We start from the raw sequence: 16370 nt of genomic DNA, 5'->3' as shown, positions 1-16370 counted from the left end.
TCTTTGAAATTCAAACCATTGGGCCTAGCTTAACTGCACAATCTATTCCTTTTTCTCTGCTGAGAAGAAGTATAGATTGTACAGTTTTCCTAGGATAAATCCCCTTTTCTTATAATTAAATCTGAAATCTCAAAACAATCAACATTATAGAAAATCTGCCTTTTTACACCTATTACTAATATCTTTTACCTCCAAAAGAAATGAATTTCATTTTAAACCGTTATACCTCTTCCTCAACATAATCATAAGAACTATTTTGACGATCATGTTCAGTTGATAGGATATAATTTGCTAAACCCATTACACTTGGATTCTCAAAGAAATTGTGAATGCTTATATCTGTATTTAAAACTTTATTAATAGCAGCAACAGCACTCATTAACTTCAGTGAATTTCCTCCTATTTCAAAGAAGTTATGAGAAATTCCAATAGATTTGATGCCTAGGATTTCTTCCCAAATTGAAATAATAGTCTCTTCTACAAAATTACTTGGTGCTACGTACTCTGCCTCAGTTGTTACATTCCCATCAGGCTTTGGTAATGACTTTCGGTCTACTTTCCCATTTGTAGTTAGCGGTAGCTTATCAAGTTGAACAAAAAATGCAGGAATCATATACTCTGGAAGCTTTTTAGTTAGATACTTTCTAATTTCTTGAATTATTAATTCATCTTTCCATGTTTCAGAAGTAAAGTAAGCGCATATATATTTTTCACCATGAATATCATCTCTTACGATAACAATAGCTTCCTTTACTTTTTTATATTTAAGTAGCTGACTCTCTATCTCACCAAGTTCAATCCTGAAACCACGAACTTTCACTTGATGATCTATTCTACCTAAGAACTCAATATTTCCATCAGGCAACATCCTAACGAGATCCCCTGTTCGATACATTTTTTCTTCTGGTATAAATGGATTTGAGACAAACTTTTCTGCTGTCAAATCTGGTCGGTTTAAATATCCATGAGCCAATCCTGCTCCACTTAAACAAAGTTCTCCAGCTACGCCGATTGGAAGTAGTCTCTGATTTCCATCTACTATAAATGCTGAAGTATTTGCTAATGGCTTCCCAATTGGTATTGTGTCGAATTCTTTATTGATTTCATTTATACAATAATACGTAGCAAAAACAGTACTTTCTGTCGGACCGTATACATGAATCAGCTTATCTTTCCCTAAATACTCCAATGCTCGTTTTGTATGTGATACTGAAATTCTTTCACCACCAAAGAGGATTTTTCTTATATTAGATAAACACTCTATTTCTAAATCAACCAATGTATTAAATAAGGCTGTAGTTATAAACATAACACTAATTTTTTCTTCTTTTATTAATTTTGTTAGCTTACTTAAATTCAATACTGTATCTATTGATACCATCACTAATTTTGCACCATTTAACAATGCACCGTAGATGTCAAATACGGATCCATCAAAAGAATAATTTGAAAGCTGTAAAATAATATCATCTGCATCAATCTTAATATAGTTTGTGTCACGAACAACCCTTACTGCATTAGAATGTGATGTAACCACACCTTTTGGTACTCCAGTAGAGCCCGATGTATATATGATATAAGCTATGTTCTCAGAATCATTTATAGGAGCTAAATTCTCTTTACTCAATTGAAAATTCTCACTCTTATCTAAACTAACCATCTCTACATCCAATGAGGAATCATTAATGAACTTCTCCTGCGTTAATAGAATTTGAATATCACTATCTTGTATCATAAATTTAATTCTATCCTGAGGAGATTTAGGATCTATCGGCAAATAAGCTGAACCTGATTTTAAGATACCCATTATTCCAATTATCATCTCAGGGGATCTCTCAACCATAATTCCCACAATTGTATTTGCAGTAATTCCTTTATCTCGTAACCATCTAGCAACTTGATTAGACCTTTCATTTAATTCTTGATACGTCATTTTAGTGCCTTCAAATTCAACGGCAATATGATTAGGCGTTTTCTCTACCTGTTCCTCAAACAGCTGATGTATAGTCTTATCCTTCGGATAATTCGTCTTTGTATCATTAAATTTATACAATAATACATCTCGCTCTTTCTCTGGGATTATGTCTATCTCATTTAATTTCTTATCCTCATTTATAACAACTTGTTCCGTTACTTTTTTAAGATGCATTTCTATATTGTCTATTATTTCCTGTGGATAAATCTTTTCGTTATAAGTTAATTTTAATACTAACTGTTCTCCAGGAATTGCTACAATGTTGAATCCATAATTGGTTTGCTCTTCTCCCCTTATATTTTGACACATAAAACCTGTATTACTTTCTGCATGATTAAAACTACTATCATCCAGTGAATAATTTTGAAATACCATTACATGATCAATTAAATTTCTTTTTAGATCATGTAAAGATTGAATTTCAGCTAAATTTATATAGTTATATTTATTATTTTCTATTGATTCATCCTGGACATTTCTTAAAACCTCTTTAAAACTACTATCTTTTTCCAGTTTAACTCGAGTCGGAATTGTATTAATGAATAATCCTACCATCGCTTCAATTCCTTCTACTTTTGCCTCTCTTCCTGATACGACTGTTCCAAATACAACATCTTCTATATTATTGTACCTCGCTAAAAGAATGCCCCAAATTGCCTGCAGTACGGTATTAAAAGTAACTTGATTTCTATTTGCGAGTTGAATAATGTTACGGGTCATTGCTTTTGAAAATTCTATCATTTTTTCTTTTCTTTTATACTCATTAACTTTATTCAAGATTTTAGGAACCTGTGCTTGTTCTTCATATCCATCCAAATAGCTCTTCCAATGTGCTAATCCTTCTTCTTTATCCTGTTCTTCCAGCCATCTTATATAATCACTATATGGTGTTGGCTCCGCTAAATGGCTATCTTCACCTTTCATCTTTCTTCCATAAACATCAAATAACTCACCTAATATAATCCCAAGACACCATCCATCTAACAATATGTGATGATGACTCCATACCAATTTATATGAATCCTGATTCATTTGAATTAAGCTAATTCTCATTAATGTGTCTTCACTTAAATTAAAGCCTTTTTGTTTATCATTTTGTAAATAATTCTCTATAAACTTTGTTTTCTGCTCAATGCTTTCGTCTTGAATATCATAATGTTTGAAACCTACTTTTCTATCTTGAAGTATGACGTGTCTTGGTTCCTCCACTAATTCATACTCAAATGCTGCTCTTAATATTTCGTGTCTCCTCATTATTGTATTAAATGATTTTTCTAAAATATCTACATCCACAGTCCCTTTTATATCCATTACAATTTGTTCAAAATACATACTTGAATTTTTATCTTCTAATGCGTGGAATAACATCCCTTTTTGCATATTTGCTAACGGATATATTTTCTCAATAATAAAACCATTGTATTTTTCTTTTATTTCTTCAAGTTCTTCTAATGTTATATTTATATCTCCATAATCAAAAGGTGTTTGTTCTGGTTCTACTTTATTCGCACAATGATTAATTATCATTTCAAGACTTTCTTTATATTTCTGATTTAAGTCCTTTATCATTTTTTCACTGTATTCTAATTCATTAAATGTTGTATGAATAACCAATTCACCATTTAAAACCATTGAATTCATTTCTATAGATGTATTCCTATTAATTTTCTTACCCACTGTTTCACCTATAGACCATTTCGATGCAGAGAATTCTCTCCTGTTAATATCTTGATCCAATTCACCTAAATAGTTAAATGAAATTGGTGCCTTTTCTTCATTCATAAATCCCTTATCTTTTGCTAAATGTTTTAATACCCCATAACCTATTCCTTTATTTGGTATTTTCCTCAAAGTTTCTTTAACTGTCTTTATGTTGGTCGAAAGTTCATTTTCATTCCCTATATCTAAAAGCACTGGATACATCGTCGTGAACCAGCCAACAGTCCTATTGATTTCGAAATTCTCTATTACGTCCTCTCTTCCATGCCCTTCCATATTTACTTTTAGCTTGTATTTCCCCGTCAATTCTCTGGTTCCAACTGCTAAAGCTGTTAATAAAATATCATTTATTTCTGTGTTATATGCCCTATTTGTATTTCTAAGTAAAGATGTAGTGAGTTCTTTATCTAATGTAATACTTACTGTACTACTATTTTCAAAGTTGTTTTTTGTGATTTCTTTCTTTTTAGGGATAAACTGTACATTCTCTTTTGATATACTTGTCCAATATTCCCTTTCTTTCATTAATTCCCTACTCACGCTATAAGCTTTTAACTTTGATGCAAATTCTTTATAGGAATCTGTTTTGAATCCTATTTCTAGCTTTTCACCCTTTTCTAGTTGTGAATATAAAGTCTCCAAATCTTCGAGTAGGATTCTCCATGATACTCCATCCACTACAAGGTGATGAATCGCAATCAGAAGATGATCTCCTTCATCCGATTTAAATATACAAAGCTTTACAAGTTTACCTTCTTTAATATCCATCTCTTTTTGAATATTTGTAGCAATTTCATATACCTTCTCTTCCTTATTCTCAACGCCCTTAACATCATGAATATATAAATCAAATAGGTTCTTGTCATAACCCCTATTATATTGAATTATTTCTCCCTCTTTTTCTTTATATATCATGCGTAAAGCATCATGATGTTCCATAATTTTATTAAATACTTCTTCTATCTGTTTTTCATCAAATCCATTTTCTCTAAATAGCATGAACGATTGATTAAAATGATGTATCTCTTCTTGGTTTTTCTCAAAATACCAGCTTTGTATCGGGGTTAATTCTACTTCCCCCTTTACTATTTCATGAACCTTTTGTTCTTTCTTTTCTCGTTTTATATATTTTCCAAGATTTTTAATTTTTGGATTTGCAAATAAATCTTTCATTTCTAGTTTAAGACCAATTCTAGATAATCTAGATATAATTTGGATTGCCTTAATGGAATCTCCTCCAGATACAAAGAAATTATGATTAATCCCTATATCCTCTATCCCAATAATACTTCTCCAAATTTCAACGAGCTTTTCTTCCACTTCATTTCTCGGTTCCTCATACTCTACCCCAGTATTAATACTTCCATCTGGTTCAGGAAGTGCTTTTCTGTCTACTTTCCCGTTCGTTGTCAACGGAAGTTTATCTAATTTCACAAAATATCCAGGAATCATATAATCCGGAAGTTTCTGTTCTAAATATTCTCGAATTTCCCTTGCATGTAATTCTTTTTGTGAAACGATATACGCACATAAATATTGATTACTTTCCTTATCTTCTCTAGCTATAACAATCGTTTCTTCGATATCTTGATGAGTTGACAGTTGACTTTCTATTTCTCCAAGTTCAATTCGATAACCACGTATTTTCACCTGATGATCTATCCGTCCTAAAAATTCTATATTCCCATCAGGTAACCACCTTGCAAGATCTCCAGTTCGATACATAGATTTACCGTTATTAAATGGATTTTCAATAAACCTTTCAGCTGTTAATTCTAGATTATTCAAATATCCTCTTGCTATCCCCTCACCTGATACACACAGTTCCCCAGCTACTCCAATTGGCTGAAGATTATTTCCCTTGTCTAATATATATATATTAGTGTTTAAAATTGGTTTTCCAATCGGAATTACCTTATCACCGCTTATTTGATCAAACTCAATTCTATAACTTGTGGAATCTACACAACACTCTGTAGGCCCATAAACATTTGTGATATTAGGTTTAAAATCAGCAAACTTTCCAAATAAACCTTTGATTAAATAAGGCGTTAATGCCTCTCCTCCTACAATAAATTCTTTAATTTCTAATTCTTGTTCTATTTTATTTACATAGCTAAGCATTGTTAAATGTGCCGGAGTAGCATCCGATACATGTATTTTATTTGTTGCATAATACTCAATTAAACTCATTGCATTCCAACTTACTTCCTTTGGCACAACAAATAAGGTATGCCCTAAAAGTAATGTTGCAAATATTTGTTTCACCGATGCATCAAATATAAATGGTGCTAGCAACGCGACATTAACATTAGTATTGAACCTTTTATAAATTACATCATTTAACCCATTGACTAAGTTATTTACACTATTTTGTTCTATCATTACCCCTTTAGGATTCCCTGTAGAACCTGATGTATATATTACATAAGCTAAATTTCGGGGACTATTTAATTTACTGATATTCGCTCTATTTTCTTTATATTCTAACTTATCTAATTGTATAATTTGTCCATGAAAAGATATATCGCTATGAACCTCATTCGTTACGCATAGTATCTCTATATGGCTATTACGTAACATATATTCTTTTCTTGTCCTAGGATAAGTTGGATCAATCGGTAAATAAGCTCCTCCAGCTTTTAAAATCCCCATTATACCTACTATCATTTCAATAGAGCGTTCCACCATTATTCCCGTTACTACGTCAGGACCAACTCCTTTTTCGCGAAGTATATGCGCAAGGCTATTTGCCCTTTCGTTTAGCTCTTTATATGTTATACTTTGATTTTCAAAAACAAGTGCCACATTATTAGGTGTCTTCTCTACCTGTTCTTCAAAAAGCTCTGGAAGTGTTTTTTCTTTAGCATATTTTCCTTTGGTATTATTAAATTCGTTTAATAACTTACTTTTTTCTTTCTCTGTTAATATATTTATTTCACTTAATTTCTGTTCTGGATTTTCTACTACTTCTCTTAAGACGTTTATAAAATGCTCTAAAAACCTCTCTATTGTTTCCTTTTTATAGAGAGCCGTACAGTATTCAATTTCTAATCCTAATCCGTCCTCTAACTCACTTACATGTATAGTAATATCAAACTTAACTATTTTCCTCTGATCTTCTAACATGCTAACCTTTAGTCCATCCAAATTTAATAGCATATTATCAGTGTGTTGAAATACCAGCATCGTATCAAATAGTGGATTTCGTGAAATGTCTCTTCTTACATTTACCTTTTCTACCAATTCTTCAAATTGATAATCCTGATTTTCATATGCTTTCAATGTATTTTCTTTTACTTCTTTTAAGTACTCTCTAAAAGATCTATTGCCCTTTGGATAATTTCTCATCGCAAGGGTATTCACAAACATTCCCATTACATTATTTAAATCTACATGTTTTCTTCCTGCAATTGGTGATCCTACTACTATATCCTCTTGCCCTGAATATTTAGAAAGCAAAGTCGTGTATCCTGCTAACATCAGCATATACATAGTAACTTCATTTTCTGTAGCCAACTTGTTTAACTGATTATAAGTTTCACTATTGATTTTTAAATTGATTCTATCTCCAGCAAAACTTCTTCTTTTTGGCCTTTTATAGTCCGTTGGCATATTTAGTACTGGTACTTCTTCATTGAACACATTCATCCAATACTTTTCTTGCTTTGTGATTTCTTCTTGAGTAAACAAGCCTCTTTGCCACGCAGAATAATCTTTATATTGAATGCTTAATGGAGATAATTTTTGACCATTATATAATTCAGCTAATTCCTGCATGAAAATCCCCATTGATACACCATCTGAAATGATATGATGCATATCTAATACCATCACGTGCTCATCATCTGTAACATGTATGATTTCAACCCGTAAAAGAGGAGCCTTCTCCAAATCAAACGGTTTAACAAATCCATTGATTATATCATCTAGCTTATTGGTACCCATTTCTCTATACGTCACTTGGAAATCTATGTCTTTTTCAATCTTTTGAACTGGTTCACCATCTACCATTACAAAAGAAGTTCTTAAAGCTTCATGTCTTTCGATTAATTTATGGAAAGCCTGTTCAAGCTGATGAACATCTAAATCACCTTTTATTTTCATAGCGAAAGGCATATTATAAGATACTCCGCTACCCTCTATTTTGTTTAAAATGTAGAGTCTTCTTTGGGCAGATGAAAGCGGATAATAATCTTGTTCTTCTACTTTTTTGATGGATGCATATACACTTTCTTTTGTAGAGTCAATAAATTCTCCAATCCCTTTTATAGTAGGTGCTTGGAATATTTGTCCTAAAGGTATCTCCACCATAAGTTCCTTATGGATTCTAGAAACCATCGTAGTCGCTTTCAGTGAATGGCCTCCAATTTCAAAAAAGTTGTGTTGAATTCCTATGTTTTCTATATCTAAAATATCTTGCCAAATGGATACAAGCTTTTCTTCGACTGTATTCCTTGGCGCCTCATACTCTACTACTCCTGCAACCGAGCTTTCATCAGGACTTGGTAAAGCCTTTCGATCCACTTTCCCATTTGTAGTAAGTGGTAGCTTGTCTAGCTGAACAAAAAAAGCAGGAATCATATACTCTGGTAACTCTTTTGCCAAAAACTTTCGAATTTCTTGAACCCTAGTCTCGCCCTTCGATGATTCGGAAGTAAAGTACGCACATAGATATTGATGATGACTATTATCTTCTCTTGCGATAACAACAGCTTCTTTTACTTCCTTATGTTTTAGAAGTTGACTCTCTATCTCACCCAGTTCAATCCTAAAACCACGAATTTTCACTTGATGGTCAATTCTTCCTAAAAACTCAATATTTCCATCAGGTAACATTCTCACAAGGTCTCCTGTTCGATACATTCTCTCTCCTGGAATGAACGGATTTGGAATGAATTTTTCTGCTGTGAGCTCTGGTCTATTTAAATAACCACGGGCCAAACCTTCTCCGCTGATACAAAGCTCGCCTGGCACTCCCAATGGACAAAGCCCATTAGATTCGTTTAAAATAAAGACTTTTGTATTACATATTGGTTTTCCTATCGGTATATTGTCATAAGAATTTTCTATAATAAAGCTTGTTGTTACTACTGAATTCTCTGTAGGACCATAGTTATTAACAATCTGGTAACTTTTATTTTCAAAATAATTTAGTTTATCTCCACCTGTTAATAATCTTCTTAAAGATGTATTCTCAAGCATTAAAAATTGTTCACATACTTGTGTAGGTAAAAAGCTTATTGAAATCTCTTTTTCAATAAAATATTTGTTTAATTTCGTAATATCTAATTTTAAATTATCATTTATAATATGAATCTCTGCACCCGCTATGATATAAGGAAATACTTCCCAAGCAAATGCATCAAAACTTATACTTGCATAACTAGCATTTTTATCAGTTTCACTTATTTCATTGAAGGAATTATGCCAATTACATAAGTTCACCAATGAATGATGCTCCACCATAACTCCTTTTGGCTTTCCAGTAGAACCAGATGTATAAATGACATAGACTAAATCTTTACTGCTGCTATCAATACGTAAGTTTTCGGTTCCGTATTTAAACAAATGCTCATTATGAATATTAATAATGCTAATATCATCAACTTCTGTACAATCAACTAAATTAATTAATTTATCCTGGGTCAATAATATTTCAGTTTGACTATCTTGAAGTATATATTTAATTCTATCTATAGGATATGTAGGATCAATTGGTAAATACGCACCACCAGCTTTTAAAATCCCCATAATTCCCACAATCACATCAACTGAACGTTCTAATAATATTCCTACTATTTTATCAGAACCAACACCATTTTCTCTTAACGCTCTTGCCAATTGATTAGATTTTTCATTTAACTCCCTATATGTCAATTTCTTATCTTCAAAAACAACTGCAATGCTATCTGGCGTTCGTTCTACTTGTTCTTCAAATAACTTGTGTATTAACTGGTTTTTAGAGAAATCTACATTTGTATCGTTATGTTCATACAATAAAAAGTGCTTTTCTTCTTGTGGGATCATATCTATTTTATTTACACTTATCGAAAGATTCCTTGATATTTCCCTCAGAATATTAATATAATTTTCTGTCATTCTTAATATTGTGTCTCTTTTGAATAATCCAGTACTATATTCGACATTTAACACGATCTCATCGTCATAATCTAAAATATTAAAAGTGATATCGAATTTTGCATTATCTAATTCAAATATTATTGGACTAAGATTTAAAGCACCTTGCTTCTTAGTAAATAATTTAGCGTCTTCCAATACAAACATAGTATCAAATAAAGGGTTTCTATTAGAGTCTCTTTCATAGTCTATACTGCGAACTAGTTCATCAAACTGATACTCTGAGTTTTCAAATGCTGTAATTGTATTTTCTTTTACCTGTTCCAAAATTTCTTTAAAACTTTTTGTAGCATCTATATTGTTTCTTAAAGCAATAGTATTGACGAACACACCAAAAATATTTTGTAAATCTTGATGTAACCTACCTGATGCTGCTGTTCCGACAACGATATCAGTTTTTCCAGTATATTTATGAAGTAATATATGATAAGCGCTAAGCATAAGCATATATAAAGTTGACCCTGTATCCTTAGCTACCCTTCTTATCTGTTCAGATAACTCTTTTTCTATATGAAAGTATGCATTTTCTCCTGCAAAGGTATCAATATTTTCTTTTCTATAATCATAAGGTAATTCTAATTTAGATGGCAGATGACTGTATAAATTCAGCCAATATTGCTCTTGTTTTTTTATAGCATTAGATTGATTATACGTATTATTCCATTCTACATAATCCTTGTATTGTATATTTATCTTAGGTAAATCAAGATTGTTATATAAATCGAGTATTTCATTCATAAATATTCCTTGTGATACCCCATCTGCTATTATGTGATGGAAGTTAACAACCAATATATGCTTCTCTACTCCGATTTTAATTAGTTTAGCTCTCATTAATGATGGTTTACTTAAATCAAAAGGCTTTGTTGATTCCTTACACATTTTGCTAGTTAAATCTCTTAAACCTTCATCATCTGTTACGACTATATCTAAACATTGGTATTCCAAATCAAAATCAACTTTATCATAAACCTTTTGAACTAATTCATTATCTAATACTTCAAATCCTGTTCTCAGGATTTCATGTCTATCTATAAATTTTCTAAATGCATTTTCAAGTCTATTACATTCGATTTCACCTTCGACAAGTAACGCCATAGGAATATGATATGCTCCTCTATTATTTTCCATCATAGAAAGCATGTACATTCGTTTTTGAGAAGGCGATGTAGCATAATAATCCTTTTTCGATACCCTTTCAATCATATTTCCCCTATGATTGTCTTGGCTATTTTTCAAATATTGATCTAATACCTTTATAGTGTCATTTTTAAATATTTCTCCTATAGGCACCTCTATATTCATTCTCTTTTTAATTTCAGTAACAATCGATATCGCTTTTAATGAATCTCCGCCTATTTCATAGTAATTAGTATCTATTCCTATGTTTTCTATTCCAAATACATCTTTCCATATATCTAATATTTGGGCTTGAATTTCATTTTCTGCTTCTTCACATGTAGTTGCTGCAACTTCATCTAGTTCATGATTTTTTATTAATTCCCCCAAAATACTCTTATTTACTTTCCCATTTACAGTCAATGGTATTTCATCTATTTTGAAAAATCTTGATGGAATCATATAATTCGGGAGCTGATTTTGCAAATATTGTTTTAGTTCATTTGGGTTTATGTCTTCATCTGAAACTACAAAAGCATACAGGCTTTTCATTTTATTATCGTTTGTATAGTCAATTACTACTGTTTTATTTACACCTTTATATTTGATTATACAATTTTCAATTTCCCCTAATTCTACCCTATATCCCCTTATCTTAACTTGACTGTCTTTTCTTCCTAAAAATTCGACATATCCGTCCTTTTTTAACACACCATAATCACCAGTTTTGTAAATATATCCTAATTCTTCGTGCGAAATAAATGACATCTTAGTTTTTTCAATATCATTTATATACCCACTTGCTACTCCCACTCCACCAATGTACAATTCTCCCTCTACATCTACGGGACACAATTGCTTATTTTGATTTAATACATAAATTTTCTGGTTAGCCAACGGCATTCCATATGGTATACTTTTCCAATCACCCTTAATTTCCTTAATAGGGTAATATATGGACCATATTGACCCCTCAGTTGCTCCACCTAAGCTAATAACTTCCGCATTTTTGAAAGTTTTCTTTATCTTCTGAGGAAGTTCCAGCGGTATCCAGTCCCCACTAAGCAATACAAGCCTTAGACTATCATCCTGTTCACCATCATTATATAAGTCCACTGTCAGTTCCATAATTGCTGGAACTGAGTTCCAAATTGTGATTCCTTCTTTCTTTACAACTTTTTTTAGGTTATATACATCCCTTTGATCATCTATAATTACAAGGGCCGCTCCACAGCTCAATGCACCAAAAACATCATAAACTGACAAATCAAAGCACAGTGAAGAAATCCCCATAATTTTATCATTTTCTGTCACACAGAATTTTTCGTTAATATCTATAATTGTATTTGTTGCTGCACCATGAGTTATTTGAACTCCTTTAGGTTTCCCTGTACTACCAGAAGTAAAAATAACATATGCCATATCTGTTTCATCTACTTTTATATTGACTTCATCACCAGAATATTCCCTAATATTTTCATCTTTATAGGTAGACGGTGTTATAAAGAACTTACAATTACTTTTCTTTTTTATATATTCTTTTCTTTCTTCAGGATAATCAGGATCAAGCGGTATATATGCTGCTCCAGCCTTTAAAACAGCAAACAAATTTATAATGGTATCTATACATCGCTTACCTATCACACCAATGTAATCACCTTTTCTAACTCCCTTATCCATTAAGTATCTTGCAATTTGATTCGATTTTTCATTTAGTTCTTTATAAGTTATCGAATCATCATGATGAATTACAGCTACCTTATCTGGTACTAGTTTTGCTCGATTCACAAACATTTCATGTAAAGTACACTTATCAAACTTTTTGTTTGTATCATTATAGGTTTCAATAACTTTTATGCTATTCTCACTAAGGTTAATACCTGACACTTGATCATGAAATATAACCTGATTTAATACATTTATATATTGTTCAAACATTGATTTAATAACATTAATCTCAAATAATTGTTCAACGTAATCCCATGTAATATATAAACCTCCATTTAATTCATAAACTTGGTTATCTATATAAACTTGGGATGTTCTTGTACTAAAAAATTTAATTTTTTCAAAATCTATCAAATGATTAAATGAATCATCTGAGTCCTCACTCAATACACTTGTAAATACAACAGGCATTATAGCTTGATTAACCATTCTATGTTTTTTCCCAATAGCTCTTATAAAATCCACACCATCATAATGTCTATGTTCAAGGGCTTCTAACAATGTATCCTGTACCTTCGCAGCAAATTTCCAAAATGAATCAATACTATCTTTCGCATTAATATCTAATAACATTAGAGTTGTGAAATCCCCAATGATTTTTTTTACGTCTTGATGAAACGGTATCCGATTAAAAACAGTTAAATTTACTGCAAATTGACTCTGATTACTCCAATATGCTAGGACATAAGCATATGCAGCACATAAAACCGATGTAGGGGTAAGATTTTTTTCTCTTGCTTTTTGTTTTAATTTATCCCATGTTTCACGTTCTAAAAATTCCGAACATTTATTGAATGTAGGTTTCTCAATTTCTAATGGGTTGCATTTTAAAGGCAATGCTGGTGCACTTGGGAAATTATCCAATTTATTTAACCAGTACTTCTCATCTTTTTTATATCGATTAGATTGCCTAAATTCATTGGTTGCTAAAACATAGTCTCTAAAATTATACTCCAGCTCAGGCAGCTGCAGACTTGGCTGATTGTAAAACATTTTAAATTCCTTGATTAATATTTTCATACTACTGTCATCACAAATTAGTGGATCTATATTTAAACAAAAATATTTTTGATTATTGGGTAATATAAATGCTTTTATCTCAAATAATGGCCAAGTACTTGGATCTATGATTTTAGCTATCATTTTTTGTCTTTGTTCCAATATACGTATCATTATATCTTCTTGATTTAAATTCCTTACATCTACTGTGTCTACAGAATAAAATAGTTCTCCTTCTAAGATTCTTTGTGTTCCATTTTCAAAAACTATTGTTCTTAGTATTGGATGTCTATTAATTAATTTTTGTAATGCACTATTAAACCTATCTATATTAATATCTATTTCAAATTCAACCGTTAAATTTGTAGCTGCTCCACCAATTTCAAAAGCCGGATCTCTACCTATTAAATAGGCTAATTGTATACCTGTAAGTGGGAAAGGTTCATGTAAATTCTTTAAATCTGTAGTTTTTGTAAATTGTCGGTTCTCTATAATTTCTCCCTTGTTTGTTTCGATGTAAGCACTTATTTTCTTTATTGTAGATAATTTAAACAGTTCCTTTAATGGTAAATCAACACTTAACCTGTCATTCATTTTAGATAAAAGCTCCATTGCGTTTATTGAATGCCCACCAAGAACTGCAAAACTGTCATTAATACCAACTTTATTTAGATTCAAAGTTTCCTGCCACATTAAAACGAGCTGTTTTTCAATCTCATTTCTTGGTTCCTCATATTCAACCTCGGTATTAAAACTTCGATCTGGTTCAGGTAAAGACTTTTTATCTATTTTTCCATTTGCTGTTAACGGCATTTTATCTAACTTAAGAAAATAAGTAGGAATCATATAATCAGGTAACTTTTCACCTAAAAATCTTCTTAATTCTTCAACCGTAACTTCTCCTACTAATGTTAGATATGCACAAATATAATTGCTCTTGTCCTTTTCTTCTCTTGCTACAACTACAGTTTCTTTTACATTTTGATGCTTTAATAACTGACTCTCTATCTCTCCAAGTTCAATCCTAAATCCCCGAACCTTTACTTGATGGTCAATTCTTCCTATAAATTCAATATTCCCATCAGGTAACCACCTAGCCAAATCTCCTGTGTGGTATAAACGCTCTCCTTCTGCAAATGGGTTTTTAACGAATTTCTCTAATGTTAGCTGCTCATTATTTAAGTACCCTTTAGTTAATCCATCACCAGAAATACAAAGTTCTCCAGGTTCACCAATAGGCAGTAAATTTTTCTTTTCATCTACTATGTAAACTGAAGTATTTGCTAACGGTTTACCTATAGGTAGAGTGTCAACATTCTCATCTATTTCATTTATAAAGTAATATGTGGCAAAAACAGTACTTTCCGTTGGTCCGTATACATGAATGAGTTTATCTTTCCCCAGAAATTCTAATGCTTTTCTTGCATGGGAGACTGAAATTCTTTCTCCACCAAATAATATTTTTCTTATATTGATTAAACAATCTATTTTCATATCTACAAGCGCATTAAATAAAGCAGTTGTAATAAACATCACGTTTATGTTTTCTTGCTTAATTATATTTCCAAGCTTATTTATATCCGTGACTGTATCTTTTTCTATCACTACTAATTTCGCCCCATTTAACAGCGCACCATATATATCAAAAATTGATCCATCAAAAGAATAATTCGAAAGCTGCAGAATGGTATCATTATTTTTTATTTCTATGTAATTTGTATTTCGAACGACTCTGATAGCACTATAATGCGAAATGATAACTCCCTTTGGTATTCCAGTAGAACCCGATGTATAAATAATATAAGCTGTATCATCAGAACGATTTACATGTTTCAGATTATCTGTACTTAAGTCACTTGAATCTAGCTCGTCCAAATTAATTATTTCTAAATCATATTCGATTTTCTTAATGAATTTCTCTTGAGTCAATAAAATCATGGTATGACTATCCCGTAACATATAATCAATTCTTGCTTTTGGAGTATCAGGATCAATTGGGAGGTAAGCTGCTCCAGATTTTAAAATACCCATTATTCCAATTATCATTTCAAGTGATCTATCAATCATTAATCCTATAATAGCGTCTGTATTAACACCCTTATTCCTTAACATCCTTGCTAATTGATTGGATTTCTCGTTAAGTTCCCTGTATGTGAGTTGTTTATCTTTAAACACAACTGCAATATTTTCAGGTGTTCTCTCCACTTGTTCTTCAAATAGCTGGTTTATGGTCTTATTTCTTGGATATTCGGTTTTTGTAGAATTGAATTTATTTAATATCATATCTTGCTCTGCTACTGTAATCTCATCGTAAGTTCTTATACCACCCTTGTTTATTTCACCAGAATTCTTAATAGACATGTTGGATTTCCCCTTTTTTAGTAATTATCCATTACCAAAATTATTTATTATTTTATTACTGTTAAAAATATAGAGAATGAATTAAATAAAAAATTCATCGTTCATAACAAGGTATACAATCCCCCCTATTTAGAAGTTACTAAAAGGAATTCTATAAAAGAATTTAACTTACTACGAGAAAAATTTCCTTATTTTCATGCAAAAAACATATGATAAAAATTTATCTAAAAAATTAAAATAATCAGAATTTTTTTACGATAATTAAATTAAAGACAAATATTAAACCTCATATCACAAGTTACAGATAACGCTACTACAGCACATAATT

Annotated in this window: 1 protein-coding gene; it reads right to left on the bottom strand. The window is 31.4% G+C overall.

The annotated features are described in order from the left end of the window. Nucleotides 1–220: 220 nt before the first annotated feature. Nucleotides 221–16042 carry an amino acid adenylation domain-containing protein gene (locus tag ACTFRY_RS19480; protein ID WP_440032404.1) on the bottom strand — a complete coding sequence of 5274 codons (15822 nt, stop codon included), beginning with the start codon at nt 16040–16042 and terminating at the stop codon, nt 221–223. Between the last annotated feature and the right edge of the window lie 328 nt (nt 16043–16370).

It is taken from the genome of Bacillus cereus group sp. MYBK195-1, assembly GCF_051916605.1.
In the GTDB taxonomy this organism is placed as follows: Bacteria; Bacillota; Bacilli; order Bacillales; family Bacillaceae_G; genus Bacillus_A; species Bacillus_A cereus.
The sequence above is the reverse complement of the archived record's forward strand: the minus strand, read 5'-3'. Positions and strand labels throughout refer to the sequence as shown.

Coding starts and splice junctions, on each gene's coding strand:
- ACTFRY_RS19480 (WP_440032404.1), bottom strand. CDS start 16,042: ATGTCTATTAAGAATTCTGGTGAAATAAACAAGGGTGGTATAAGAACT.